General features: G+C 43.3%; 25 protein-coding genes. 20 read left to right on the top strand and 5 right to left on the bottom strand.

Going from position 1 to position 26,850, the window contains the following annotated elements; all coding sequences use genetic code 11:
* The 7 genes from T357_RS21010 to T357_RS0116740 form a co-directional block, all read left to right on the top strand.
* A partial coding sequence (locus T357_RS21010) for an amino acid--tRNA ligase-related protein (protein WP_155991525.1) occupies positions 1 to 126 on the top strand: 126 nt, incomplete at its 5' end.
* A 297-nt stretch (positions 127 to 423) separates the two neighbouring features.
* A complete protein-coding gene (locus tag T357_RS0116715) occupies positions 424 to 693 on the top strand; it encodes a DUF6462 family protein (protein ID WP_031555036.1) in 270 nt (89 codons plus the stop codon).
* Between the two features lie 3 nt (positions 694 to 696).
* Positions 697 to 924 (top strand): DUF6462 family protein, encoded by a 228-nt coding sequence (locus tag T357_RS0116720; RefSeq protein ID WP_031555038.1) that lies wholly within the window; start codon positions 697 to 699, stop codon positions 922 to 924.
* Between the two features lie 13 nt (positions 925 to 937).
* Positions 938 to 1,738 carry a ParA family protein gene (locus T357_RS0116725; protein ID WP_031555040.1) on the top strand — a complete coding sequence of 267 codons (801 nt, stop codon included), beginning with the start codon at positions 938 to 940 and terminating at the stop codon, positions 1,736 to 1,738.
* Complete coding sequence (locus tag T357_RS0116730) at positions 1,719 to 2,636, top strand: ParB/RepB/Spo0J family partition protein (protein ID WP_031555042.1); 918 nt, start codon at positions 1,719 to 1,721, stop codon at positions 2,634 to 2,636. The genes T357_RS0116725 and T357_RS0116730 overlap by 20 nt, the downstream gene beginning before the upstream one ends.
* Positions 2,633 to 2,896, top strand: coding sequence for a SymE family type I addiction module toxin (locus tag T357_RS0116735; protein WP_031555044.1), 264 nt, complete (start codon positions 2,633 to 2,635; stop codon positions 2,894 to 2,896). Before T357_RS0116730 ends, T357_RS0116735 begins: the two co-directional genes overlap by 4 nt.
* 5 nt (positions 2,897 to 2,901) lie before the next feature.
* Positions 2,902 to 3,174 (top strand): hypothetical protein, encoded by a 273-nt coding sequence (locus T357_RS0116740; RefSeq protein WP_031555046.1) that lies wholly within the window; start codon positions 2,902 to 2,904, stop codon positions 3,172 to 3,174.
* 75 nt (positions 3,175 to 3,249) lie between these two features.
* On the opposite strand, the gene T357_RS20605 is transcribed toward T357_RS0116740, so the two are convergent.
* Positions 3,250 to 3,858: a hypothetical protein gene (locus T357_RS20605; protein ID WP_031555047.1), complete on the bottom strand. Its 609-nt coding sequence runs from the start codon at positions 3,856 to 3,858 to the stop codon at positions 3,250 to 3,252.
* Between the two features lie 324 nt (positions 3,859 to 4,182).
* Here T357_RS20605 and T357_RS0116750 point away from each other — a divergent pair, with 324 nt between their 5' ends.
* The 13 genes from T357_RS0116750 to T357_RS0116810 all read left to right on the top strand — a co-directional run bounded on the left by T357_RS0116750 (position 4,183) and on the right by T357_RS0116810 (position 23,464).
* The gene (locus tag T357_RS0116750) at positions 4,183 to 5,091 is read left to right on the top strand and encodes a hypothetical protein (protein WP_031555049.1); all 909 of its coding nucleotides are present in this window, start codon (positions 4,183 to 4,185) and stop codon (positions 5,089 to 5,091) included.
* A gap of 14 nt (positions 5,092 to 5,105) precedes the next feature.
* The gene (locus T357_RS0116755) at positions 5,106 to 5,750 is read left to right on the top strand and encodes a hypothetical protein (protein WP_031555051.1); all 645 of its coding nucleotides are present in this window, start codon (positions 5,106 to 5,108) and stop codon (positions 5,748 to 5,750) included.
* Between the two features lie 39 nt (positions 5,751 to 5,789).
* Positions 5,790 to 5,990: a helix-turn-helix domain-containing protein gene (locus T357_RS0116760; protein WP_031555053.1), complete on the top strand. Its 201-nt coding sequence runs from the start codon at positions 5,790 to 5,792 to the stop codon at positions 5,988 to 5,990.
* Positions 5,991 to 6,009: 19 nt separating this feature from the next.
* Entirely contained in the window at positions 6,010 to 8,325 is a 2,316-nt protein-coding gene (locus T357_RS0116765; RefSeq protein ID WP_031555055.1) for an AAA family ATPase, read from the top strand.
* Between the two features lie 87 nt (positions 8,326 to 8,412).
* On the top strand, positions 8,413 to 10,515 hold the full coding sequence (locus tag T357_RS0116770) for a type I restriction-modification system subunit M (protein ID WP_031555057.1): 2,103 nt from the start codon (positions 8,413 to 8,415) through the stop codon (positions 10,513 to 10,515).
* 12 nt (positions 10,516 to 10,527) lie between these two features.
* Positions 10,528 to 11,793, top strand: coding sequence for a restriction endonuclease subunit S (locus T357_RS0116775; protein WP_031555059.1), 1,266 nt, complete (start codon positions 10,528 to 10,530; stop codon positions 11,791 to 11,793).
* Positions 11,790 to 12,152, top strand: coding sequence for a hypothetical protein (locus T357_RS0116780; RefSeq protein WP_031555066.1), 363 nt, complete (start codon positions 11,790 to 11,792; stop codon positions 12,150 to 12,152). Before T357_RS0116775 ends, T357_RS0116780 begins: the two co-directional genes overlap by 4 nt.
* Positions 12,145 to 15,180 carry a type I restriction endonuclease subunit R gene (locus tag T357_RS0116785; RefSeq protein ID WP_242840141.1) on the top strand — a complete coding sequence of 1,012 codons (3,036 nt, stop codon included), beginning with the start codon at positions 12,145 to 12,147 and terminating at the stop codon, positions 15,178 to 15,180. Before T357_RS0116780 ends, T357_RS0116785 begins: the two co-directional genes overlap by 8 nt.
* 12 nt (positions 15,181 to 15,192) lie before the next feature.
* Entirely contained in the window at positions 15,193 to 17,586 is a 2,394-nt protein-coding gene (locus tag T357_RS0116790) for an AAA family ATPase (protein ID WP_031555070.1), read from the top strand.
* Complete coding sequence (mcrC, locus tag T357_RS0116795) at positions 17,583 to 18,674, top strand: 5-methylcytosine-specific restriction endonuclease system specificity protein McrC (protein WP_031555072.1); 1,092 nt, start codon at positions 17,583 to 17,585, stop codon at positions 18,672 to 18,674. Before T357_RS0116790 ends, mcrC begins: the two co-directional genes overlap by 4 nt.
* On the top strand, positions 18,667 to 19,383 hold the full coding sequence (locus T357_RS0116800) for a hypothetical protein (protein WP_031555074.1): 717 nt from the start codon (positions 18,667 to 18,669) through the stop codon (positions 19,381 to 19,383). Before mcrC ends, T357_RS0116800 begins: the two co-directional genes overlap by 8 nt.
* A gap of 50 nt (positions 19,384 to 19,433) precedes the next feature.
* Complete coding sequence (locus T357_RS0116805; protein ID WP_155991529.1) at positions 19,434 to 20,900, top strand: hypothetical protein; 1,467 nt, start codon at positions 19,434 to 19,436, stop codon at positions 20,898 to 20,900.
* 29 nt (positions 20,901 to 20,929) lie between these two features.
* Positions 20,930 to 23,464 (top strand): restriction endonuclease subunit S, encoded by a 2,535-nt coding sequence (locus T357_RS0116810; protein WP_031555078.1) that lies wholly within the window; start codon positions 20,930 to 20,932, stop codon positions 23,462 to 23,464.
* 47 nt (positions 23,465 to 23,511) lie between these two features.
* Here the strand turns inward: T357_RS0116810 and T357_RS0116815 are convergent, their stop codons facing one another.
* The 4 genes from T357_RS0116815 to T357_RS19550 form a co-directional block, all read right to left on the bottom strand.
* Complete coding sequence (locus T357_RS0116815; RefSeq protein WP_155991532.1) at positions 23,512 to 25,506, bottom strand: DNA polymerase; 1,995 nt, start codon at positions 25,504 to 25,506, stop codon at positions 23,512 to 23,514.
* A 61-nt stretch (positions 25,507 to 25,567) separates the two neighbouring features.
* Positions 25,568 to 25,759, bottom strand: coding sequence for a hypothetical protein (locus T357_RS0116820; RefSeq protein WP_031555083.1), 192 nt, complete (start codon positions 25,757 to 25,759; stop codon positions 25,568 to 25,570).
* A 69-nt stretch (positions 25,760 to 25,828) separates the two neighbouring features.
* Entirely contained in the window at positions 25,829 to 26,395 is a 567-nt protein-coding gene (locus T357_RS0116825) for a DUF2815 family protein (protein WP_031555084.1), read from the bottom strand.
* A 12-nt stretch (positions 26,396 to 26,407) separates the two neighbouring features.
* Positions 26,408 to 26,850 (bottom strand): DUF2800 domain-containing protein (locus T357_RS19550; protein WP_044917301.1); only part of this gene is annotated, 443 nt, incomplete at its 5' end.

Consider the following 26,850-nt stretch of genomic DNA (forward strand, 5'->3'; position numbering starts at 1 on the left):
ATGCCGCCTACCGGTGGTATCGGCTATGGAATCGACAGACTCGTAATGCTGTTGACAGATAGTGCGGCGATTAGAGATGTGTTGTTGTTCCCGACGTTAAAATCCGTCCCTAACGCCCAGAACTGACTCAACCCAACCCTCCCCATGACCGCCCTGAAATAGCGGGTTCTGAGTGAAAAGGGAGTGAATGCCGAATCGGTGTTGGGTGGTGTTGGAGCCGTTTGTGTGAGGTGCAAGACTTTGTCAGGTCGAGCACGGAGAGTTAAAAACTAAAGATCAGATTCAGGGAACAGCCTGAACGAATGAAAGTGTTAGAAGGCACTTCGTTACTGGTAGAAATACCGGTGATGGAGTGCCTTCTTTTTTTATCACTTTAGCCTGTGCTTGCAACTGACAACCAATGACAATCCAAGGAGGAAACAAATGGCAAGAAGAAATGAGGTGCCGGAACCTAAGCCGGGATTGCCGGATCTGGACAAATACCTGTCCGGCAGAAAAAGACACTATGTAACATACCTTGAAGGAGCAAGACTTTATCAGCTCCCGTATCAGACCTTCGTCAGGCTGGCGAAGTCGGCGAAGGCGAATCTGAGAGTCAGAAAGACAGTGATCATCGATGTGGATCTGATCGAGCAGTATCTGGCGGATAACTTTGAGGAAGCAATTTACTACGATTCAATGAGGGAGGTATAAGACATGGCATATAGAAGAGAAATACCACAGGACAGATTAGAGAAGCTTATAAAGGGCGGTGGTAAGAAATTCGTTTCTTATAAGGAAGGTGCAGAGCTGCTTTCAATGGGGCTTCACAGCTTTGAGGAACTGGCGAAGGATGCTAAGGCAATCTATCGGATCAAGAGAAGGGTGCTGATAAATATAGAGGTAGTTTATGACTATATGGAAGCATTCCGTGAAGATTATTAAGGAGGGATGTGCTATGTGCAAAGTTTATTCTATCTGTAATCAGAAAGGCGGATGCGGAAAAAGTAACGTTTCGGTGAATTTGGCAGCCGCACTTGCAAAAGAAGGGAAGCGGGTACTTGTGGTGGATGCGGATCCACAAGGGAGTGGTACTGTGAGCCTGGGCTTTGAGAATCCGGATGATATGGATTATACGCTAGCAGAGATTATGATGGATATCGTGAACGGAGATGCTCCGGATGTTGAGAAGGCAATTCTTAGGCAGGATGAGGGCATAGATCTGATCCCGGCGAATATCGCGTTATCGGCGCTGGAAGTATCACTGGTCGGGGTTATGAGCAGAGAAATGATCATGAAACAGTTTATCGATTCTGTCCGTGACAGATACGAGACTGTTCTGATCGATTGCATGCCGTCTTTGGGGATCATGACCATCAATGCACTGGTGGCGGCGGATGCCGTGATCATTCCGACATCCACAGCGTATCTGCCGGTGAAAGGTTTGCAACAGCTTCTCTCTACGATCTCGAAGGTAAGGAAGCAGCTGAACAAGGAATTAAAGATCGAGGGGATCCTGCTCACGATGGTGGATCTGAGAACAGTTTACGCGAGAGATATGATGAATGCCGTGTTACGGACTTATGGTACGGGCTCCGGAGTAGGAGTGTTTGAGAGCTTTATCCCGTACTCGGTTAGAGCGGCAGAAAGCAGTGCGGCGGGAGTGAGTATCTTCCGTCATGATCCGGAAGGAAAGGTTGCAGCGGCGTATATGGATTTCGGGAAGGAGCTGATGAGACATGAAGCAAAGACCAGGTGAAAAGATAAAACTTAAGAGTGTAGATGAATTGTTGGGCGTGTCCAATGAAGAATCCAGTTTGGATATTCCAATGGAGCAGATTGTTCCATTCAAGGATCATCCGTTCAAAGTTGTAGATGATGCCAAGATGCAGGAACTGGTGGAAAGCATCCGAGAGAACGGCGTGTTGACACCGGCAATCGTAAGACCGGCGGAAGCAGGCGGATATGAAATGATATCCGGGCATCGCAGGATGCATGCGGCAAAGCTTGCCGGACTTACAGCAATACCGGCGATCATCAGGGATATGGATGATGATACGGCTACGATCGTTATGGTAGAGGCGAATGCCCAGAGGGAAGAGGTGCTTCCGAGTGAAAAGGCGTTTGCATATCGTATGAAGCTGGATGCAATAAAGCATCAGGGTAAGGCAACCAGAACTTCCTCCCAAGTTGGGAGGAAGTTGGAGGCCGCAGCTGTGGTAGCGGAAGAGGCAGGAGAGAGTCGTAATCAGATCCACAGATTTGTGCGATTGACTGAGCTCATTCCTGAGTTCCTTGATATGGTAGATGCCGGGAAGATTGCTTTGATGACTGCTGTAGATATCTCGTATTTGGAGCATCCGATCCAGAAGATCCTTTACAAGTTTATGCAGGAAAACGGAGTAATGAAATCATACCAGGTCAGAGCGGTGCGGCAGTATGTTGATGAAAACGGAAGCATCACGGAGTTGAAGATAAAGAAGCTTTTTGAGGATAGTCTGATTGGGAGATACAACCGGAAGGTTGTTTTGACAGATAAGAAGTTGAAGGAATACTTTTCATCAAATTATTCGCCTGCGGATATGGAAAAGGTCATCTGCAGGCTGCTGGAACAGTGGAAAGCGGAGAAGGATAAAAAGAAGGAGGAAGCCAAATGAAGGGATTTAAGGAATACAGAAATATGAAGGTATACGGACAGTCGGGTTATCGGTATAAAAGCACACCGACGATTATGCTGAAGGGACAGTGGCTCCGGGATCTTGGTTTTGATGAGGACACTCCGATTACAGTGCGCTGCGAGGGCGGAAGGTTGACCATCACAAGAGCAGATGAAATTGTGACAGACTTCAGAGAGGGAACAACTGAGCTGGTCATGTGCGTTGCTGAGGCAGCAGGCGGATATGGTAAGAGGGGGTAATGCCTATGTTTAGTGCAGAAGAGATAAACACTTTGGATCGAAAGTATTTTGAGGTATTGAGGGCTGATGAGGTGGATATTGCCTTGATTTCAAGAAACACACGACATATATGGCTTATTCATAATGCTGGGTATCCTTATGAGGGATCATCAGTAATCTTTCACGCACATTCCCCGGCGTTGCCCTACCATCAGCACGGTAGAGCAAATACTTTGAGGCAAGCTCTAAGAGGAATAAAGCGACATGATAAGTGGCAGATGAACGGTCGGAAGTGGTAATAATTGAATACAAAGCAAAAAGTGGAGCCGGGCTGGTATATAGTCCGGCTCCTGTTGTGTTTACAGGTCGATTCATTATTCCGTCAGACCGACGAAAGCCTGAGCAAGCTTACGAACCTTTTTGATGCGATCCCTGCAGGTAGACCAGCTGAGGTCGTTTTCTTCAGCGATTTCTTCGATGGTTTTCATATCGAAGAGTCCCTGAAAAATCTCGGCGTACTTTTTCTTTTTGAATGACCCAAGATAAGCCAACAACTCTGCAAGCGTAAGCATGGCGATGGCATCACACTCAACATCAACAGCTCCGGGTACGTCCATGGTGTTGTCGTCATCGGAATCGCCTTCCATAAGCTTTTCAAGCGAGAGCGGACGATTGGTCTCGAAATCAAGAGATCCCACTTTAGGACATGAACGGCATCTGTTACATTCAGGGCAGACAATGTAGCCGCCCTTTCCGTCAGAGATGAGGCAACGCTTTTCGCGATCCTCCGATTTCTGTTCGGCTCTGACAGCACGAAGGTAGTCATCGGCCTGCTTCTGTGTTCCCTTTACCATCACGCAGCTGTAGCGGCGGTTGCCAATCAAGCGGTAGACAATGTCTGAACGCTTGTAGCCCATCGCGAGAGCATCTTCAATGCTGATCGGCATAGGGAAGTTTACGAGTGAAACACTAGGATTTTGCATATCTTTCCTCCTTGGTTTTGCTGGAGGAGATATGGCGATGTATCACTCACAGAGCTCCTCCGATTGACGGTTTCTGTGGAGGGAGCACTGAAGAACTCTATGAAAAACTTAAACAAATTGAGTTTCGGGTTGATCTGTGATATACTGGTTTAGTGGGGTTTGTTAGGAATTGATTTTTCGCCTGATCCCACGGCTACCGCTCTCAGAACGACCACTTTAGAGCTCTTGTGCTTTCCACAAGAGTCAGTAGGAAGTAGTTTTTGTCGGAGTACACGTGGTCGCTTATGTCGGAGTTGTCGGTATTTTGAAAATGAGGGTCAATCTATGGGAAATAGAGATAAATGGCGATTGTGCGGAGGCACTTTCTTTACGCTGATATCCAGTGCAAGAAAGCCTTTGCTATCGAAAGATGAGAATTATAAAGGGAACCGCAGCGGATTATCTGAGCCTGAAACGCTGCTGGCACTGGCAAGAATAGTGACACCGGATATTCCGAAGCCGATGAAGACAGAAGAAAAAACGCTCCGTGACGGGACTTTGGATTTTAAGTCATGCGTGGGCTGGGGCAGCAGGTTTTTCAGACTGGGGGATAAATCGGCAAAGAAATCTTTTGATGACAGAATAAAAAACGATTACACAGACTGCCTTGCGAGTATGGCAGCATTTACGAATCGGTACCTGGAACTGCATACAAGCACAAGGAAGGATGAGTATCTGGTTAAGGCACTGATCGAGGTGCTTGAAGCAGATAAAGAAATAGATAATGATGCAGAGTTCTATGCTAAAGAAGATGGGAGCATCATAACTAAGGAAGACATCCTAAAAGCGAAGAAAATCAATTTTGAAGCATTGCTTTTGGGCATATGGCATTATGTGCTGCTATCCTTGAAAGATAACAAAATTGGCGCAGAAACATATGAGGAGTGGTGCCCGTTGCCCGATGAAGGTACTGAGCGCCCTTATACTGCTGAAATCGGTGAGAATAGCACAAGAAAAGTAACGATAGATTATTGTGATCCAATGGACGCTATTGAAGATGAACCGGATGATGAAGTTTTTGTAGATGAAGAAGAGACAACGGACACAGGGGCTGAACAGATTGATTCAGATAACCAGACTGGTCCGGTTGTACAACAGATTTATAATGATCATCCGACATTTTTTAATTTCAATGTGTCCGGAAATAACAATAAGTTTTATGGACATGTAGACAGAATAGATGACGATGACTGAATGGAGGAGCTTGTATGAGCGAAGAATTACCATCAATAGGACAACCGCTCCTGCCGAATGAAACAAAAGAGACGAATATTGAAATCCCCGGTGATAGAAATAAAGTTGTCTTACATGCGGATGAGGTAAAAAACACCATACAGGTAGTTGTGAATTCATCCAGGGGGAGACGGCACGGAGCCCGAAAAAAGCTCTATACCATGAACACATCCTATTACAATCTGTTTGTGGTAGAGGGCGAAGAATATGAGGAAGATGAAGGAACATTCCAGATCGCAACGGATCTGGCGCTGACTGAAAGTATCACAGAAGAATTGAAGAAAAAGTATGCCAGATTGGATGAGTCGGCTATAGAGGATATCAAAACCTTTCCGACGATTTTTACAAATAAGAATCATCACTTTGGCTATACAGATAATGATCACTATGCCTGCTATGGGGTGGTCACGGGTGTCGAAAGAGACGGACACCACATTATCATCTCATATCATATTCTTGGTGATCTGAAACAACAGGATCTGATCAATATGGCAGCAGATCTTGGAATACTGAAAGCATCAGAATATAACGAATTGAATGATCCGCACTGGACAATAAAAGAATCCAATCTTATTGCGGCGATGAAAAAGGCAGGGGTTGATTTAGTAACGATAACATAGTTTGGAACTCATGAAGGATACGGGAAAGTAGAGGTAATAATGAGTACAGAATATGAGAACATGCAAGTTGAAAAATGGGTAAATTTGGAGGATATCGCAGATTATCTGAGCGTGAGTCAGGATACGATCCGTACCTGGATCAAAGAAGGTAAGCTGCCGGTGTACAGAGCCGGAAAACGATATAAATTCAAAATATCCGAAGTAGACGAATGGATCAGAGAAGGAAAAATAAACGGCTAAATGTCAGGAGGATGTCAATATGAGTGATATTGAGACAAATGGTAAGATGCCTGCACCGATCAGAAAAGTTGTTTTAAGTGACGCAACGTTTACAGGTGCCGATAGAGAGTTTGAACCGACATTCATCAATTTCTTTTACGGCAGGAATGGTGCAGGAAAATCAACAATAGCCAATACGATTAAGGCAAATGATGAAGATAATGTTGAATGGGGTGATGGGCACAGTGCGGATAAATACGATGTGCTTGTTTACAATCAGGACTTCATAGACAAGAATTTTGCTGATTATGAAGATGTTCCGGGGGTCTTTACTGTGTGCAGCGATAATAAGGAAAAGGAAGAGGAAGCTGCCAGAAAGACAGAGGAAAAGAAGAAACTGGAAGAGAAATCTGAAACAGCCAGAGCGACTCTAAAGGATAAGACAGATTATCGTGATGGTTTGCTTGGAACGCTGCAGGACATCTTGGTCACCGCCATTAAGCCGATAAGAGAGCGTTTTAAGGATGTGGCAGATGGAACAGGTAGAAAGGATTCGCTCTACCGGCTTCTTACTGACACAAAGAAGCCCGCACCTGTTGATCACAATCCTGATGATATACAAAAAATATATGATGTAGCTTTCAAAGGAACGGGGGTTCATTATGATTCTTTTGAAAGAGTTAGCTCCACTCCGACATATGGCACACTTCCGGGACATGATCTTTTGGATCAGGTAATTGTCAGTAGCGGGGATACACCTTTTTCACAGTTTATGAATGCACTTGGTGCTTCCGCATGGGTGCGTGAAGGACATGAGCATTATCTGCCTAACGATGAGGATAAGTGTCCGTTCTGCCAGCAGAAGATGCCGAAGACATTTGAGGCAGATATAACAGCAAGCTTTGATAAACAGTACCAGCAGAACATGACTGATATCAAGGCTTTTCAACGTGCATATGAGACAGAAACATCTGCGATACTACAGAAGTTGAAAGCAAATCTGGAAGATGCGATGCCCACACTGGATCTGACGGAATATAAAGATAAGCTTTCACTGCTGGAAAGTAGTGTGAAGATCAATACAGAGAGAATTTCGGGAAAGGTGGACAAGCCGACTACTGTAGTGTCGTTGGAGGATACAGATTCTCTTTTGTTGGAGATTGGAACGTTGATCGACGATATCAATGCAAAGATTAAGGCAAATAACGATGTGGTAGATGATATTGACAATCAGAAGAAGCTTTGTAAAAAGCAGTTCCAGGAATACATTGCTTTCGTTGCGAAACCATACTTTGATACATACAAAGCGAACTATACGAAAGCTGACGGTGAGGTAACCACAGCAAGAGACGAAAAGAAAAAGATAGATGATGATATCCGTCAACTGGGGATAGATATTGCAGAGCTGAATAAGAGTATTGTCAATACTACAGATACGATCAATAAGATTAACGAGACTTTGCGAGATACTGGGTTCCAGGGATTCCGTATTCAAGAACGTGAAGACATCCCGAACCACTATGAAATAGTCAGAGGGGATGGAACGGTAGTTAATAAAAATCTGAGCGAAGGTGAGAGAAACTTTATCTCATTCTTGTACTTTTATCATTTGGTTCGTGGTAGTCAGAGTCGTACTGAAGTTAAAGACAAGATCGTGATCATTGACGATCCGGTTTCCAGTATGGATAGTAGTTCCCTCTTTATCGTGGGTTCACTTGTAAGAGAGATGATTGATGTCTGCTATAACAACACGGATTATAAGGGCAATACAGATCTCGGAGATTATATCAAGCAGATATTCATACTGACACATAACGTATACTTCCATAGTGAAGTGACATATAAGCAGGAAAAGAATTATCGTAGTACGAGCTTCTTCAAAATTCTGAAGGATGAAAATGTGTCTTCCGTAATACCTTGCGTCAGACCTGATCCGGCAAGACCGAGCGAAGATGAGAATTATAATCCCGTTCAGAATTCTTATAAAGCTCTTTGGACGGAGTTAAAAGAGGCTAAATCCGCTATACCGGCACTCAGTGTTATCCGTCAGATTTTGGAATATTATTTCATGCAGATGTGCGGACGTGATAGAAAGAAGCTTCGTCTGGAAGTGCTGGAAGGTAAACACAGAGATCTGTTTATGATTCCGGGGCCGGAAGGCGGTAAGCCTGATCCATCAAAGTATCATCTGGCAGATTCCATGCTTCGTTTTATCAGTAATCCGACAGGGTTCGGTAGTGAAATCCATTATGTGGAAGAACGTGGCGATGTGGAACAGTACCTGAAGGTGTTCAAACTTATATTTGATGCGATGGAGCAGAGCGAACACTACAAAATGATGATGGAACTGGATTAGAGTCCTTTTTATGGGACAGGTCAAATTTTATAATGGGTAGTATCACGGAGAGACTATCCGCCAAAGACAAAGAATGGAGAGAAGACAATGGCTGAGAAAACAGTAATTGATGCAATGTGGGACGATTCCCCGATTGATGTATCGACCGAAGTAAACTTTATTTGGTCTATTGCTAATAAGCTGCGTGGACCGTACCAGAGTGATAAATACAAGGATGTCATCATTCCTATGACTATCATTCGTCGTTTTGAATGTGCCTTGGAGCCTACAAAGAAGAAGGTGGTGGAGCAGTACAAAGCCAATCCGAGTTTCCCGGCAAAGGCTATGTATAAAGTGTCGGGCTTCCAGTTCTATAACACCAGTGAGTACGATTTGGCTGAGCTGGTGAATGATTCGGATCACCTTGCAGCCAATTTCAAGAGCTACATCCAGGGTTTCTCTCCTAATGTACAGGAAATTATCCTGTCTGCTGAGAAAGGACTGGATTTTAACAAGCAGATTGACAAGATGGATAAAAACAATCGTCTGCTCTCCGTAGTAAAGGCTTTCTCAGAACTGGATCTGAATCCGAAGACCATCGACAATGTAAAGATGGGATATATCTTCGAGGAACTGATCAGAAAGTTTTCTGAAAATGCTGAAGCCGGTGATCACTATACCGGGCGTGACATTATCAAGCTGATGGTCAATATCCTGCTTGCTGAAGGCTGTGATGATATCTTCGATGATGGCAAGGTTATCACTATTCTGGATCAGGCCTGCGGTACCGGCGGTATGCTTTCCACAGGATACAATTTCATCAAGCGATATAATCCATCTGCGGATGTGCGTCTCTTTGGACAGGAGATCAATCCGGAGTCTTATGCTATGTGCCTTGCTGAGATGCTTATCAAGGGACAGAACGCTGAGAATATCTGCTATCAGGATACGATGAAGGCTGACCGCTTCAAGGGAACGAAGATGAGATTTGTCCTTGAAAATCCACCGTTCGGTACGGCGTGGGGCGGCAAGGACGCGGCAGAAGGCGTTGAGGATGCTGTCAATACTGAATACTTGAAGGGATTTGATGGACGCTGGGGTGCTGGCCTTCCGGGATCTGGTGATATGCAGATGCTTTTCCTTCAGTCTGCGATTGATAAAATGGACGACAACTATGGAAGAGCTGCAATTATTGAAAACGGTTCTCCTCTTTTCTCAGGTGGAACCACTTCTGGTGAAAGTCAGATAAGACGATGGATGCTGGAACAGGATTACATCGAAGCAATAATTGCTTTACCGGTGGATTTATTCTACAACACAGGTATCGCAACATATATATGGGTTCTTTCAAAAAATAAGCGTGACGCACGAAAAGGAAAGATCCAACTGATTGATGCAAGTCATATTTTCCATAAGCTTCGCAAAGCACTTGGCGATAAGAAAAATGAAATAACACCAGCAGACCGTTCTCAAATTACGAAATTGTATGCTGATTTTGCTGACGGAGAATATTCCAAGATATACAAAAACGAAGAGTTTATTTATCGCGAATATGTTGTAATGCAACCGTTACAGAGAAGCTACGCTATTACAAATGATCGAATTGAAGCCATGCTTTCAAAAGGCGGGCTGTCGTCTTTATATGATCCTGCAAAGGTAACTGAATTAGAGGAAGCTGAAGAATTAACGGGTAAGGATGCAAAGAAACTTGAGAATTATCAGAACAACAAACCTGTTTATGACTTAATAATAGAAGCTCTAAAGGGAGCGACTTCTGATGCAATCTATATGTCGCCAGAAGATTTTATGCCGATACTTACTGATGTCCTTAGCTCAGCCACAGCGGATAAAAAACTGATTGAGAAGATTGCAGATGGTCTTTCAGTAATGGATAAGTCGGCTATTATCCAGAGGGATCGCAAGGGCAATGTGATTTATGATAAAGAGACAAAAGATACAGAGATTGTAAAATTTGAGGAAAGTATAGAAGACTATATGACACGAGAGGTTCTTCCGCATGTTCCTGATGCAGTGGCATTTTTTGAAGAAAATCTAAGTGCGAAGAAGCCTGTAATACGTACAGGTGCAGAAATTCCATTTACCAAATATTTTTACAAGTATCAGCAGCCTAAATCAAGCGATGAGTTGGCACTTACATTTAAGGAACTGGACAAGTCGGTTAATGAGCGCATTGCGCAGCTCTTCAATTAAGGCGGTGATAATATGCGAAAAATGAAGGATAGTCAACTCGAATGGATTGGTGAAATCCCTGACGATTGGGCAGTTAAGCCGATTCGAGCTGAATTTGAAGAAGTGACGCAAAAGAATAAAAGTGGTGATGTAAAAGTTGCTCTTAAGTTTACCTATGGAGATATAGTCAGAAAAGAAAATTTTGATGCGGATGAGGATGCTTATGTGGCAGATACCATGCTTAATTATACGGTGGTTAAGCCAGGGACGATAATGCTGAATGGTTTGAATCTTAATTTTGACTTTGTATCGCAGAGAATAGGTCTTGTTCATGAGGTGGGTGCTATTACATCTGCGTATATGGCCTTTAGACCGATAAGCAATAGAGTAACACCTGAGTTTGCGACATATTTATTTAAGGCATATGACGGATGCAAGGCTTTTCATAATATGGGTGGCGGAGTTAGAAAAATATTGAATTTTTCTGAGTTCAAAAAATATTATATGTTTTACCCAGATGTAGAAACGCAAAAACGGATTGTATCATATCTGGATAAGCTTTGTATTGAGGTCGATGAGGCAATAAACGAAGTATCTTCTCAAATAGATGTCCTTGAACAATACAAGAGATCAGTCATTACTGAGTCTGTAACAAAGGGCGTTAAGCCAGATGTGGAAATGAGGGATAGCTGCATTCAATGGATTGGAATGATGCCGTCTCATTGGGAAGTAATACGCGGAAAATATATTTTAACATATGTACAGAAACCGGTCCGAGAGGATGATGGAGTTATCACTTGCTTCCGTGATGGAGAAGTTACACTCCGCAGTAATCGTCGGGAAGAAGGTTTTACGATGTCTGATAAGGAAATTGGCTATCAGGGCATTGATGTAGGGGATCTTGTGGTGCATGGAATGGATGGATTTGCTGGTTCAATCGGAATTTCTGATTCACGCGGTAAGGCATCCCCGGTATTGAATGTTCTGGATACCAAGCAGAATAAGAGATACATCATGTACTATCTTCGCAGTATGGCATATAGTGATGTGTTCCTAGCATTGGCAACAGGTATTCGTGTTCGTTCCTGTGATCTTAGATGGAATAAACTGGCAGAGCTCTCGTATCCTGTTCCGCCATTGGAAGAACAACAGGCTATCGTGGATCACATTGATTCTGTAATTGAAAAGACAGATGCGGTGATTGCTGATAAAAAGGCTCAATTAGAGACGCTTGATGAATACAAGAAGTCTCTCATATTTGAGTACGTAACGGGAAAGAAGGAGGTTCCTATAGCATGAAGGTAGAATATTCATACTATGCTGATTCTCCGAGCCTTGTAATCAAAGCCGCAGATTTTCTAAAGGCTATGAAGGATAGAGAAGAGCTTTTCCTTCTAGAAGTAGCTGTGGATGGATTTGCTGCAAAGTTTGATGTCGTAGGTCATTATTCCGATGAGGTAAATGAAGAAATAAGAAAATGGCTTGATAAATCTGGTAATGTCATTTACATCATCAAGGAAAGATGGGCTGGCAGAACACTTTTGAGCAGTTGGTGTGAGGTGTATGTCCAAAACGGCACCAGACTTATAGAAGTTGTTATCAGCGATAACGGAAGGGATTTTTCCCTTCGCAAAAGGGAGGAATCCGACAATGAGTGATATGGATAAGTTGAAAGAGGATCAGGCTAAGCGTGTATCAGCTTATGCTGAGCGGTTGATGCATGGCTCCATTCTTTCAGAGAAGGAGTATCAGCATTTCATCATGGAGAGGCTGGAAAAGGATAACGGTTATGTTGTCCGCAAGGCTACCAGCTATGATCGCTTATTTGCGGTAGATCGTGAGATGCTTTTTAAGTTCCTGAACGATACTCAGCCGGAACAGATGGATGCTCTTCGTAAAATATATAAGAGCGATCTGGAAGATACTATCGTAAGTTATATCAATTCCGAGACCACTAAAGCCCGCGGCAGTCTTCTTGATGTATTAAAGCATGGCATCGAGATGTCTAATATGAAGCTGGAATTGATGTACACAAAACCGGCGACTACTTTCAATAAGGATCTGCTTGCAAAGTATGAAAAGAATATTTTCTCTGTCATGGAGGAAGTATGGGCAAGCGATGATGAGCGTATCGATCTTGTCATTTTCCTGAATGGCCTGGCGATTATGTCCTTTGAGCTTAAGTGCAATGCTGCAGGTCAATCATATCAGGATGCCATCTATCAGTTCCGTGTGGATCGTAATCCGAAGACAAGACTGTTCTGGTTTAAAGCCGGATGTCTTGTAAATTTCGCTATGGATTTGGAAGAGGTCTATATGACCACCAAACTTGCGAAAGATGCAACATTTTTCTTGCCTTTCAATATGGGTAATGGAGAAGGTGTAAATGCCGGTGCCGGTAATCCGACTTTTAAGGATAAGTACAGTGTATCTTATATGTGGGAGGATATCCTGAAGAAGGACACCGTGCTTGATCTGATCAGTAAGTTCATCTTTATCGAGACAAAGGAATCGGAGGATGAGCTGACAGGAAAAATCAAAAAGTCGGAGAATATTATCTTTCCGAGATACCATCAGTTGGATGTTATCCGAAAGGTGTTGGCGGATGTCAGCGAAAACCGTACAGCACAGAATTATCTGATTCAGCATAGTGCTGGATCTGGCAAGACAAATTCAATCGCATGGCTGGCACATAGACTGACTTCTCTTCATGATGCAGATAATAAGATCATTTTTGACAATGTTGTTATCGTTACCGACCGTGTGGTTGTTGACCGTCAGCTACAGAAGGCCATTATGGGAATGGAGCACAAGGCAGGTCTGATCCGAGTAATGGATGAGAAGTGTAATTCCGCGGATCTGGCCATAGCCCTGAAGGGAAATACAAAGATCATTGCAACTACGATACAGAAATTTCCATATATCGTGGATAGTGTTGCCGGATTAAAGAAAAAAAACTTTGCAGTGATCATTGATGAGGCACATTCCTCTACCGCCGGTAAAGATATGGCAGCTGTGACGCAATCACTTGGAGCGGGTGAACAGGAAGCCGGTGATGTTGAAGATATTATTACCGATGAGATCAGACGCAGCGGTAAGCAGGCAAATGTATCCATGTTTGCATTTACTGCAACGCCGAAGCCTACGACAATCCAGCTTTTCGGACATATAAATACAAAGGGGCAGAGAGAGGCTTTCCATGTCTACTCCATGAAGCAGGCAATAGAGGAAGGTTTTATTCTGGATGTCCTTCAGAACTATACAACATATGATACTTTTTATCAGATCAATAAGGAGATTGAAGAAGATCCGCGTTGCAAGACAGTAGAAGCAAAAAGACAGATTGCACGTTTTATCGAGCTACATGAAACAAATATCGCTCAGCGTGTAGAGGTTATTGTGGAGCACTTCCGCACAACGGTGCTGCCGGAGCTTGGCGGTATGGCAAAAGCTATGGTTGTTACAGCTTCCAGACAGGGGGCGGTTAAGTATCGTCAGGCTTTTGAGGATTATACCAAGAAAAAGGGATATGACGATATCAAGGCATTGGTAGCTTTCTCTGGAAAGGTAACGCTGCCGGAGGATGAAACTGAATATACAGAAGCATCTATGAACGGATTTCCGGAGGATCGCCTCACAAAGGAGTTTGATAAGGATGACTATCAGGTGCTCCTGGTTGCTAACAAGTACCAGACCGGATTTGATCAGCCAAAGCTTTGTGCGATGTATGTATTAAAGAAGCTGAAGGGTGTATCAGCAGTGCAGACACTTTCCAGACTGAATAGAATCTGCCCGCCGTTCGAGAAGAAAACCTTTGTCCTGGACTTTGTGAATACATATGAAGAGATAAAAGATGCTTTTGCTCCGTATTTCACAACGACATTGTTATCCAATTCGGTAACACCTAATGCTATTTATGATCTTGAAGCGAAGATTGATGCATATACAGTGCTAGATCCGGATGATATCGACAAGGCAAATGAGCTGCTGTACAAGAGCAATATCACGCCAAAAGATAAGCAGAAGCTGACCTTCTATTTTAAGAAATCGAAGAATTTGATAGAGGCATATGAGCTTATCAAGCAGGCAGAAATAGTGTCTTTGATGAGGCACTTTATCCGCTTTTATGAATTTATGCTTCAGGTTTCCAGCTTTGAAGATGTTGAGCTTCATAAGAAATACAACTTTATGACATATCTGTTGGCCTATATCAACATTAAGCATCCGGGAGGCGGATTCAATCTGGATGGCAAGATCAAGGCCACGAATTTTGTGCAGAAAAAGGCTGAAGAGCATACAAAGCCGGATCTGGTTGCAAAGCCGGTATTAAAACTTCCGACTGCGGAGAGCTTCGGACTGACAGAGGCAAAGGAAGAACGGCTGTCGCAGATCATAGCTGAGATCAACAGCAGAACCGGAAAGGCATATGATAATGATGTGGCGGTTAAGGCGATGCTGCAGATCAAAGATATTCTGATGAAGTCGGATAAGCTGAAGACAAGCGCGAAGAATAATACCGTAAAAGATTTTGAGTTTGCATACTTTGATGACATAGATGAAGCGCTGATCGAAGGCCTGTCACAGAATCAGGATTTCTTCTCATTGCTCCTGTCGAACGATGAGATCAAAAAGCAGGTGCTTGGTATCTTTACTGAAGAGATATACAAGAGCCTGAGAAACGCATAGGAGGGATAAACCATGTTTGACAAGTTCCGTTTGAAGGATGTGCTGGTACAGTACAAAAAAGATTTTGTTACTACCCAGTGGGGAAATGAAAAGTATAAATGGGAGGCGGTGAAGTGCTTCCAGGATAACTGGGATGTAAATGCTGAGGACTTTGCTGATATGCTGAATCAGTCATTGGCAAAGACCTTTAATCTGCTGGCTTCCATGAATAATTTCCCCGCACGAATGATCACGGGATTTGCCAGAACAGCGCCGGAGGATGTCCGGTCAATGTTTATAGCTCTCTTCGATGAAACAAAAGATGTCTATGAACGTATTGAAGCGTTCAAGATGCAGTCTTCCATCATGTTGGAGAAATACGGTAACGGTGCCGGACAGCATTATCAATATGAAAATGCGATCAGTACATATCTCTGGCTCCGTTATCCGGACAAGTATTACATCTATAAATATGGTGAGATAAAAACCGTTGCTGATGAATTGGAAAGCGATTATCGCTTCAAGAAGGGTGCCTATGCTGATAACATCAGGAACTTCTATAAACTGTATGATGAAATCTGTGAAGAATTAAAACAGGACACGGAGCTGGTAAATCTGTTTAAGAGTCAGCTTACAGATTCATGTTATCCGGATCCGGAGTTAAGAACACTGACATTTGATGTGGGATTCTATATCAGCAGGTACTACTCTCAGAACGGAAACGGTACAGGACAGTCAGATTGGTTTCCGACAGATTATGATCCAGGATTCACTGAGGAAGACTGGATTGCGTTATTAAGTGATAAAGAGGTATTTACGACAGGAAGCCTCGAAATCATGAAACGTATGAAGGATTATGGTGGAGAGGCTACCTGCACTCAGCTTGCAGTAAAGTATGGCGAGACAAAGAATTTTTATAATAGCGGATCTTCATCGTTGGCTAAGAGGATTGTGGAGAAGACAGGATGCCCGGTACTACAGGGCGATAATGAGAATTCAAAATGGTGGCCTGTTCTGTACTTAGGAAGAAATGCGAATAAAGATGAAGAGGGAAGCTACGTTTGGAAGCTGAGGGAGGAGCTGTCAAAAGCTCTTGATCAGATTGATCTCAGTGAAATCAGTCTTTTTGTTCAGGCAGAGCCGGGAGAAGAAGATCATGGTTATTGGTGGCTGAATGCTAATCCGAAGATTTGGAGTCTGTCCAATCTGGCTGTAGGCGAATCCCAGTCCTATACGCTTTATAACGATGCCGGAAACAAGAGGCGCATATTCCAAAACTTCCTTGATGCCAAGGCCGGGGACATGGTGATCGGCTATGAGTCGAATCCGGTAAAACAGATTGTATCAATATGCAGAGTCAGCACAGCTCAGGATGGTGAGAAGATTTTCTTCGAGAAACTGGAAGGACTTAGCACTCCGATAGATTATCAGGTGTTAAAGAGCTATCCAGAATTGGAGAAGATGGAGTTCTTTGTCAATCCGAACGGAAGTCTCTTTAAGCTGACCAGAGGTGAGTATGATTTCATCATCGATCTGATTCGTGAGGATAATCCTCTGCGCAGTGAGGCGGCTATTGATTCATATTCCAAGGAAGAGTTTCTGGATGAAGTCTATATGAAGGAAACGAAGTATGAGGAATTAGTGGCTGTTCTCAGAAATAAAAAGAATATCATTCTGCAGGGAGCGCCGGGTGTCGGAAAGACATTTTCTGCCAACAGGCTGGCGTATGCAATGATGAAAGAAAAAGATGATGACAGGATCGAGTTCGTACAGTTCCATCAGAACTATTCATACGAAGATTTTGTAATGGGATATAAGCCGGTTGAGGACGGATTTGAGCTGAAATATGGTGTGTTCTACCGATTCTGTCAGAAAGCAGCAAACCATCCGGACAAAGATTATTTCTTCATCATTGACGAGATAAACCGTGGAAATCTGAGTAAGATTTTCGGTGAACTTCTTATGCTGATAGAGAAGGACTATCGTGGAAAGAAGATCACGTTGGCATACAATGGGCTTTCATTCACGGTACCGGAGAATCTGTATATTATCGGAATGATGAATACTGCGGATCGGAGCCTTGCCATGATTGACTACGCATTACGCCGCCGATTCAGTTTCTTTGATATGGAACCGGGATTTGATTCTGACGGATTCATCCAGTATCAGAAGAATCTGAACAGTGATACGTTGAATGAGTTGATCCTGAAGGTGAAGGATCTGAATAATGAGATAAAGAAGGATAAATCTCTGGGCTCCGGATTCTGTATCGGACACAGTTATTTCTGTGGAAAAGATGTTTGTACGGATGAGTGGCTTCATGAGGTCGTAAATTATGACATCCTTCCAATGCTGAGAGAGTATTGGTTCGATGAGCCGGATAAAGTTACACGCTGGGATAATATCCTTCAGGGAGTATTTCAATGATAAAGGATAAGACGATTCTTATTAAGAACATCTATTATATGCTGTCTTATGCCTATACTCCGTTGACACAGGGGGGTTATGAGAATGTCGAGAAGGAAGAGTTTGAGAACATACATAACCTTTTTGCAGCCATACTTGCCAAGGGAATTGGCAGGCAGTTGAAGCAGGGGCTTTACCGGGAATATGTTGAAAAAACGGAAAGCCTTCCTACTTTGCGTGGAAAAATCGAAATCAATGGAACAGTAAAAAACAAGCTTGCAAAACAGAAACTGATCTCCTGTGAGTTTGATGAACTATCAGAGAATAATCTGTTGAATCAGATCATAAAGACAACGGTAATGCTGTTGCTTCGGCAAAAGAATGTAAGTGCAAGCCACAAGTCGGATCTGAAGAAGGAGATGTTATTTTTCTCAAATGTGGAAGATATTGATCCGACAACAATACAATGGTCGCGGGTTCGCTTCCAGAGGAACAACAATACTTATCGGATGCTGATAGGTATCTGCCAGCTGGTAATAGAAGGAATGCTACTTACGACCGATAAGGGAGACTATAGGCTGGCTACATTTATCAAGCCTGAGCTCATGAGCAAGCTATATGAGAAGTTTATCCTGGAATATTACAATCAGGAACACAAGGAACTGGATGCCAGCGCGTCCCAGATTCCATGGGGATTGGACGATGGCATTGATACTATGCTGCCGGTGATGCAGACGGATATTACTCTGACACAGGGAGATAAAACACTGATTATTGATGCGAAGTATTATTCCAGCACGCTTCAGCAGCATTTTGACCGGATGACGATTTATTCCAACAACCTGTATCAGATATTTACTTATGTGAAGAATAAAGAGGTGGAGCTGAAGGATAAGCCGCATGAACCGATATCGGGGATGCTTCTTTACGCGAAGACGGATGAGGAAACATATCCGGATAATGATTATAAGATGAGTGGTAATAACATAGGGGTACATACGCTGGATCTCAGTCTGGAATTTCCGCAGATCAGGGAACAGTTGGATGGAATTGCGACGAGGTATTTTGCGTATGCGAGTGCAATAAAAATGGAGGATGCTTATGTTTGAGACAAAGAAGACGCTTATCGTTGTATATAAGGATGAGCTTTTGATGAATCAGCTTAAAAAGATGATAGAAACGCATGATGATAGCGAGGATTCTGTTGTTGGAACAAAGGATGATTCCATTAATGTTGTTTCATGGACGGAAAAGGTTTGGTTGGGAAATAAAAAGGCCGGTAACATTCAGGGGAAGATACTGTTTCTTGGAGATATCAAAGGAACAGATAAGCTGATTCCCGTAGTAGATGTGAAGTTCGATGACTGCGGTGTAAAGTACGGTTGGGCTGGAAACCAGGCTGTGCTGTATGCTGATCCCAAACTGCTTACAGATCGTAATGCATATGATGAATTTTTGAAAAAGCTCGATGAACAACCAGTACCAGATTTTCTGAAGACTATGAAGGATAATGTTGTTTCAACAGGAATGGATCCTGAAAGCGATAATGCTGAATCATCAGATGTATCATCGGAGGAGCAGGATGTTGAAGTGGTAGGAGAAGATGGAAAAATCGTAAAGCCTAAGAAGCCAAACATTTTTAAGGTAGCACAGAAAGTATTGGAAAATGGAGCAGAAGCTGTTGGGAAAGTTGGTAACCAGGTAGCAGTAAAATCGGAAGAGCTTTTCAGGAATAAGAATCTGATGAAGAGACAGATGCTTTTCTTTGGTGTTATTCATCTTTACAATGATGGCCTTGAAAAGTTTATGAATCTTTGAGGTAAATGCCTATGCAAGTAAAGACTGAAATACGGCAAGGATGGGATTTTATGGCTCAAATACTTGCTGCTGAAATGGGAAGCCACGGAGCGTTTTCTGATTTTACAAATAATGTTCTTCAAAATGAATCAATACAAGCACAGAACGCTCATATTCAGCAAATTAATGATGCCATAGATCAGTTGGCTAAGAATATAAATGAACATCCACACCTTAACCTTGATGTTGAGCAATTTAAGGGCTATGTTGCAGAAGAGATGCATGCAGGAACATTTAATATTGATGCTATAAGGCAGGGGTCTGAGCACAGGGCGTGGACTTTACAGGATCACGGATACGCAAGCGTCGATGTTGAAACAAACTTTGGTAAGGAATATAGTCTTAAGTATTCCAATACCGCCAAAGATGCTGAAAATATGCAAGCAGCTCTTAATCCGGATACAAGGGAACCAAAGTATCAGGGTCAGGAAAGACTGATAGCAGCGGAGCAGGTTGATGATGCGAAGGCGTGGGCGCATAGAAGAGGGCTTAAGGATATAGCTAATAGACCTGATGTGTCAAATTCACACATGGACACGGAAGATCACCTTGTGGGGAAGATTTCTGATGGCGATGGAGTTGAGTCAAAGGAATTATCAATAAAGGAATCGAAGCAGATTGCAAGGGAGGCTAAGAAAGACGGGTTTGATCCTGAAAAGCATGGTTATGTAAAGGATCCTTTAATTGATGAGGTGAGGATTAACTATGTCAATCAGGCAATGAAAGCTGGGTTGACGGCTGCTTCTATTGCAGCTATCACACAGATTGTCCCAGAATTATATAAGGCCATAGATTATCTGATTAAACATGGAGAGATTGATCTTAATGGATTAAAGAAATCCGGGAAGAAGGTCATCTCTGCCAGCGGAGAAGCGTTTTTGCGAGGATCTATCGCATACGGCGTCGAAATGGCCATTCAAAATGGTCTACTCGGAGAAGCGTTGAAGCAAGCGAATCCGACCATCGTTGGTGTGGCAGTAACGGTTATCTTTGGAACAATAAAAGATAGTATTCTTGTCGCTGCGGGTAAGATGTCATCAAAAGAGATGGGAATGCATTTTGTTGATACTTTGGTAGTCTCATCTGGGTATCTGGTATCCATGAAAATAGGAGGAGCTATTGCGCAAGCATTGTTCCCTGAGCTTCCAGGCATCGGATTTGCTATAGGAAGTCTTTTGGGATGCTCTGTGGCTGTGGTGTATAACATCGGGAAGAAGAAGCTTATTTCTTTCTGTGTGGACACGGGCTTTACTTGTTTCGGGTTGGTAGAGCAGAATTATGAGTTACCGGAAGAAGTACTGCATGAAATGGGCATAGAGACAATTCCTGTTCCGCGAACGCAAATAGAGCGTGTAGACATTCCCCGTACACAGGTGATGGGAACTGGGATTGAACAGGCAGAATATGAAACGATTGATATCACTGTCCTTCGAAGAGGCGTGATTGGTGTAAATAAAGTGGGGTATGTGTTCGCGTAAGAGTATTTATCCATTTGGGAGGTGCTGATATGAGTGCAGGTGGTTTTGAACAGAAATATAGTGAGTTTGAGACTATAGCAAGGAGAAAGTATGACAGAAATATGGGTGTTTTCCTTGTGAGCAAAGAAGTACTTAAATTTATATATTTGCTAAATAGAGATTTAGATAGCGATAGAAGCTTGATTCCAAATGTTGGAATGGGAGAATTGGCTCTATGTGCTGAAAATGTTGATGCATATTCAATATCCGCGGATACGAGAGAAATAATTGAAGACTTTTACGCTGATGGTTTAAACTTCGTACAGGCAGATTTTTTGAATATAGATATCGTTGGAAAGTATTCATCAATTATCTTATTTCCTCCGATGGGCGTAAGGACTGAACAAGGTCGTTCAGAAGTGGCTTATATTGAAAAGAGCTTAAAACTATTGGCTGAGAATGGAAGCGCAATAATACTTGTGCCGCAAAACATACTAACAGCACCTGCTTTTCGCGAGATGCGCGAAAAGATTATAAAAGAATACTCTTTAGAAGCAGTTTTTACACTGAACAGAATTAGTCGTGGGACAGGGGTTCAGTGTTCGATCATGATCGTGCAAAACAAGGCTCAGAACGAAAGAATTTTTATGAGCCTTGCAGAAGAAAATCTTGAGAATCTGTATGATGGATATAAAAATGGACAGTGCGGATTTTATGTGACGGCAGAAGAAGTATATGATCGCTTTGATGCAAATTATTATGATCCAGCATATAAGGAAGTAAGAGAATTAGTGCAAAGAAGAGATACCGTTAAACTTGGTGATATAGCCGATATTATTAACGGATGCATGATTCCATCTGAGGAGAGGAAAGATCACGGCGAGTATATCATTATAAAACCTCAGAACATTAGTAAGGGCAAGTTACATTTTGACGGTGGGAGAAATGCATATTGTAACGCAAGTTTTATATCTGCTAATAGAAGAGGAGAGCGTTGTATTCTAAAGAATGGGGATGTCCTTATCTCTACAACGGGCAGAACAGATTGGGCTTTTTATCACGGAGAAGAGGATTATGCTATAGCGAATCAGCATGTGGCAATTATACGTGGTAAGCAGGAATATGAAGAATGGCTTCGACTCTTCTTCAGCACGCGTACAGGCATCGAAGCGTTAGAAACGCAACTTAGATTTATGGATCACGGAAGCGTTTTTAATCACATATCGACAAGGGGACTTGTTGATATGTATGTGCCTGACATTAAGATGATGAAGGCGGCAGAACGCATCGATAATGCAGTGGATTTAGAGGCTAAGGTAGCTTCTCTTTTTAAGGAACTTGGGTGGACTGTTGATGAAGGATATCGCGATAATCGATTCGCATATGATCTTGCATTAAAGGAACATGGTGAGCTAAAAGGTATTGTAGAAGTTAAGGCCTATGAATCAGCACAGATAGAGAACAACAGCCATCTAGCAAAACAGCTCTTTGCGATGAAACAAAACATAGGCGAAGTAAGCTTATATCTTTTTGTTGATGATGATATTTATGAATATATTGATGGCACGCTCGAGCATCTTCCTGAGTTACCAAGACCCGGTAAGAAACAAACTGTAAAGAAGGCAATAAAGAAAGAAAAGATCGATAGAGATACTATTTCCATTGAAAAAGGGAATATAGAAGAATCATCAATCGCCGATAGAATTACAATGGAACTAATTCTTAGAGGCATTGAGGATATTAAAGAATCTGCACATCGTATAGAGAATAAGGTAGATGATATTGCAGAAAAGATAGAATTATTATCAAAACAGATATCCGGATATCAATCACTTGTTAATAGACAATTAGAATTGGCTGTATCACCGGAAGAAGTAGAAAGAATTATTCACGCATTCTCTGAGGAATGTGCAGAGCGCATACTGACTGAAGTAGATACAAAGAAATCAGAAAAAGAATATAACACGGAGCTGAATAAGCTTATAAATAAATTTGGTGAAGATGCTTGGAAAAAGATGGATGAATCATCAAGGACATTTTTAATATCATCTAAAGTGATTTTCAAGAATCTAACGGGTCCCGGATTAGAAGATATTGTAGATTATTCAGGAGTCTGCCTGCTTGTAACAAAAGCGCTTGAAGTAGAGATAAGCAAAAGATTCTGTAAGAATTACGTAGATTATCTTAAGGTTAAGTATCCTGGAAGAGCAAACTATAATCAGTTTCCAACACCACTCCTAAATAAATATGGAAAGCCAATTAAACCAAAAGAGTTTACGCTTGGTTCCGTAGCCTATGTCTTATGTTATTCTGTAGATGAGGATCTAACAGAAGAGCAGAAAAACAATAATAAGGAAAAACTGATTGAGTACTCAAAAGAAAAACTATTATCGGGAAAAACTGAGGAAGAGATTATGGATATGCTTCTTGATTATGCAGAGTCTATTGAAGAAGTAAGAAAAGATTATCGTAATCCATCGGCGCACACAAATGAATTGAGGCGTGTTGATGCAGAGGAGTGTTTCGCATTAGTTGTAGATGTGCAACAGCTGTTGAAAAAGATGCTAGATTCATTTAATGAATAAGGATGAAGCGGCCCTCCGGCGATAAACCGGGAGCCGCTATTATCATATTAGTCCTTTTTATAAAACTGTGTTTCATATCCATCGGCGCTGAGCAGGATATCCGGCATCCAGCTCGGGGATCTGCCCATCTGATCACAGATGGTTTTCAGATCGACGCGGGGATCACATTCGATGATCAATTCATCATGAACGTGTCCGACGATAAAGCAGTGATGGAGAGTTTTTATAGCATTGCAGAGGATGTCTCTGCTGACGGCCTGCACGATGTTCTCTACGAATTTCGGACCATAGGATTCGATGCGTTCCCATTTCTTTGTGGATCCGACACCTTCATAAGTGACGGATTCGCCACCGAACAGATTCTCACCAATGCGAGGCTTCACATAGGAGAGCAGGCGGCCGGAGGGAAGCTTGATGAAGAGCATTCCACTCTTGTAAAAGAACTTGATGCCGCGTACTTCAGTCTGGATCCGCTGCGTGATGGTTGTTTTCACAGCACGGTCGATATCCCACCAGAAGGCAGTGATCATCGGATTTGACTCACGCCAGGAATTGACCAGAGGCTGCAGTTCTTCTTCGGATAAGCCCATTTCGAGGGCTCCCATAGATTTCAAGGCACCGACGGATCCACCGTATCCGAGAGCGAGTTCTGCGATTTTTCCTTTCTGCCTGAGGTGACTGTTAACTCCGTGCTTTTCTACAGGAACGCCGAACATCTGACTGGCGGAGGCACAATAGATATCTTTACCTTCTGCGAATACCTTGGAGCGCCAGGTCTCACCGGCAAGGAATGCCAGGACACGGGCTTCGATGGCAGAAAAGTCGGATACTATGAACTTGTATCCGTCTCTTGCAATGAAGGCGGTACGGATCAACTGGCTGAGCGTATCCGGGATATCATCATACAGAAGCTGCAGGGTATCATAATCACCACTGCGAACGATCGCTCTGGCCTCTGCAAGATCATTCATGTGGTTTTGTGGAAGGTTCTGCAGCTGTATCAGCCTGCCAGCCCATCTGCCGGAGCGATTGGCTCCGTAAAACTGGAACATTCCGTGAGCTCTGCCGTCAAGACATACGGCGTTCTGCATTGCCTGGTATTTCTTCACTGATGATTTTGCAAGCTGCAGGCGGAGCTTCAGGGCTTCGGTGATGTTAACGTTAGCGTTACCGTTTGAGGATTTGACAAAGCCTGCAACTTCTTTTTTGCCGAGAGATTCCATCTCTACACCGTTATCAGATAGCCATTCTTTCATCTGCGCAACGCTGTTTGGATTATCGAGGCCGGTGATGTTTTGCATCTGAAGCATGAGTGCAGACTTGGATTTTTCGTCAAAAGCAATAGCGTTCTGCACTACAGTCATATCTAGCATAATGCCTCTGTCATTGATCTCCTGATCGAGATGATATTCATCCCAGACCTGCTCAGGAACCGGGAATTTCGCAAGGCGCTTCTGAATCGACATTTCCACTTCCACATCACGTTGGTTATATTTCTTAAAGAATTCCCATTTTTCCGGAGCATGCTCAGGGAGATTGCGTGTGCGGTCACCATTTGCTTTCGTGGGTTTACACGGAGAACAGAAGTAACGAATCAAATCTTTACCTTCCTTCAGCTTCTGATCTTGAAGCTTTAATACGGCACCTACGCCTTCCAAAGAGAGCGGCAGTCCCATATAGGCTGACCAGATCATGGAGCATTTCCATGATGCCGGATCAAGGTACTGACCGGCAGGATCCTCCGGGATGCTGTAGCCGGTGAAGTATTCCGGGCGATGCTTTTTCAGCCAGTTGGAGAGGCAGATTCTCTCGAAGGCTGCATTGAAAGCCCATTTTGTTACATTCTCATCAGATAGTGCTGCAAGGATCTCTTCCGGAATGGTATCTCCGCAGGCGAGGTCATAGACCGTGACCGGGGATCCGTCGATCGAGACTCCGAAGAGCAGTATCTCAAAATTCTCAGACTCAGCGTACTTGTATGCTCCGCACTTGGAGATATCAATGTCGCTGTATGTCTCTAAGTCGATTGACATTTCTTTCATAATAATCATCGTCCTTTGCTGATAATGGCGGCAGCACTTGTGAGGTACCGCCGCCTTGATATTATTCTGTATCTTTTACTTCCTGCTTCGGCTGGAACCACTTACAATTCGGGCATAACCAGTGAAGAAACTTTTTTGTTACACCGAAGAGCCATTTCCAGATTGCCGCCAGACCACATCCCCAGAAGAAGATTGTGATTCCGAGAAGTGTACCTCGGATGGAAGCATCGATAAGAGTGTTGATAGTATCCATATTTGTCACCTGCTTTCATAGATTGTCGCAGGTAGCGGTATTATAACCGCCACCTGCTTTGGTTGTCAGTTAGTCGAGGAAATCATCCTCATCGTCCGTGTCGAAGTCATCCTCTGCACGGCTCTTTCCACCGAGGGGTTCTCCATCGCGGATCTTCTGAAGGTTGTTCAGACCGCATGCGATTCCCTTGTTACCGTTGCTGTTGAAAGCATAGAGATTGATGCTGGCTCTGCCGTAAACGCCGGAGTATACTTCGGAGCGCTCAAGGATCGGCTGTCTGTCCGCATCTACGATACCGGGTGCTGTAGAGCTGTTGGCGTTGATGAAGTAGCTGTTCTTGTAAGCCTCGTCATCAGGTCTTTCCAGATCACCGTCACGAAGAGGTGTCTTAAGAGCGGTGAGCGGAGGAACAGACTTGCCGTTGCCCTTCAGCTTGCTCTGGCCTTCCTCATAGGCCGCCTGGATTGCCGCCTTGATCTTGTTAATGGTTGCGGTATCGGACTTCGGGATGATGAGGGAGACACTGTACTTCGGTGCCCCGCCGTTGATTGACTTGGGATCCCACACGTTTGCATAGGACCATCTGGTGTTCACTCCTGTGATCACCTTTGTAGGAATAAGTACGTTCTTTGCCATGATTTTTTCCTCCTATTCTTCACTAAAATCATCTTTGGCTGTGTTCATTGCCGGTCTTTTGTCTGATTCCGGAACCAGTGTCGGTTTGCCCGGCGGCTTTGTGATCATGCCGCTTAAGAGCTCTTCAAACTTCTTTTTTCCCAAGAGGGAAGTCATTGCGGTGATTCCCAGCAGCTTTTTTTCATAAGGATCAAAACCTGCATCTGTCACGATGGATGCGACTGCGCTTTCATCGATGAACTTGCGGTTCGATTTGCCTTCGACCACCTTGAAGCCCGGGAAATCGGTTCCGTTGATCGCCTGCTGTAGTGCGTATTCCTTGATGTCGTTTGCCCAGGCTACAAGATCATCGATCCGGGGGAGGATGGCTGCAATTTCTGCATCATCCAAAGTGGGCGGCATCTCGAAATCATATTGTGCGAGTTCCAGGTTGTGCTCGGCACGCTTACGGCAGG

Origin of the sequence: Oribacterium sp. FC2011 (assembly GCF_000701645.1) — a bacterium.
GTDB lineage: Bacteria > Bacillota > Clostridia > Lachnospirales > Lachnospiraceae > Oribacterium.

Coding starts and splice junctions, on each gene's coding strand:
- T357_RS0116715 (WP_031555036.1), top strand. CDS start 424: ATGGCAAGAAGAAATGAGGTGCCGGAACCTAAGCCGGGATTGCCGGAT.
- T357_RS0116720 (WP_031555038.1), top strand. CDS start 697: ATGGCATATAGAAGAGAAATACCACAGGACAGATTAGAGAAGCTTATA.
- T357_RS0116725 (WP_031555040.1), top strand. CDS start 938: ATGTGCAAAGTTTATTCTATCTGTAATCAGAAAGGCGGATGCGGAAAA.
- T357_RS0116730 (WP_031555042.1), top strand. CDS start 1,719: ATGAAGCAAAGACCAGGTGAAAAGATAAAACTTAAGAGTGTAGATGAA.
- T357_RS0116735 (WP_031555044.1), top strand. CDS start 2,633: ATGAAGGGATTTAAGGAATACAGAAATATGAAGGTATACGGACAGTCG.
- T357_RS0116740 (WP_031555046.1), top strand. CDS start 2,902: ATGTTTAGTGCAGAAGAGATAAACACTTTGGATCGAAAGTATTTTGAG.
- T357_RS20605 (WP_031555047.1), bottom strand. CDS start 3,858: ATGCAAAATCCTAGTGTTTCACTCGTAAACTTCCCTATGCCGATCAGC.
- T357_RS0116750 (WP_031555049.1), top strand. CDS start 4,183: ATGGGAAATAGAGATAAATGGCGATTGTGCGGAGGCACTTTCTTTACG.
- T357_RS0116755 (WP_031555051.1), top strand. CDS start 5,106: ATGAGCGAAGAATTACCATCAATAGGACAACCGCTCCTGCCGAATGAA.
- T357_RS0116760 (WP_031555053.1), top strand. CDS start 5,790: ATGAGTACAGAATATGAGAACATGCAAGTTGAAAAATGGGTAAATTTG.
- T357_RS0116765 (WP_031555055.1), top strand. CDS start 6,010: ATGAGTGATATTGAGACAAATGGTAAGATGCCTGCACCGATCAGAAAA.
- T357_RS0116770 (WP_031555057.1), top strand. CDS start 8,413: ATGGCTGAGAAAACAGTAATTGATGCAATGTGGGACGATTCCCCGATT.
- T357_RS0116775 (WP_031555059.1), top strand. CDS start 10,528: ATGCGAAAAATGAAGGATAGTCAACTCGAATGGATTGGTGAAATCCCT.
- T357_RS0116780 (WP_031555066.1), top strand. CDS start 11,790: ATGAAGGTAGAATATTCATACTATGCTGATTCTCCGAGCCTTGTAATC.
- T357_RS0116785 (WP_242840141.1), top strand. CDS start 12,145: ATGAGTGATATGGATAAGTTGAAAGAGGATCAGGCTAAGCGTGTATCA.
- T357_RS0116790 (WP_031555070.1), top strand. CDS start 15,193: ATGTTTGACAAGTTCCGTTTGAAGGATGTGCTGGTACAGTACAAAAAA.
- mcrC (WP_031555072.1), top strand. CDS start 17,583: ATGATAAAGGATAAGACGATTCTTATTAAGAACATCTATTATATGCTG.
- T357_RS0116800 (WP_031555074.1), top strand. CDS start 18,667: ATGTTTGAGACAAAGAAGACGCTTATCGTTGTATATAAGGATGAGCTT.
- T357_RS0116805 (WP_155991529.1), top strand. CDS start 19,434: ATGGCTCAAATACTTGCTGCTGAAATGGGAAGCCACGGAGCGTTTTCT.
- T357_RS0116810 (WP_031555078.1), top strand. CDS start 20,930: ATGAGTGCAGGTGGTTTTGAACAGAAATATAGTGAGTTTGAGACTATA.
- T357_RS0116815 (WP_155991532.1), bottom strand. CDS start 25,506: ATGAAAGAAATGTCAATCGACTTAGAGACATACAGCGACATTGATATC.
- T357_RS0116820 (WP_031555083.1), bottom strand. CDS start 25,759: ATGGATACTATCAACACTCTTATCGATGCTTCCATCCGAGGTACACTT.
- T357_RS0116825 (WP_031555084.1), bottom strand. CDS start 26,395: ATGGCAAAGAACGTACTTATTCCTACAAAGGTGATCACAGGAGTGAAC.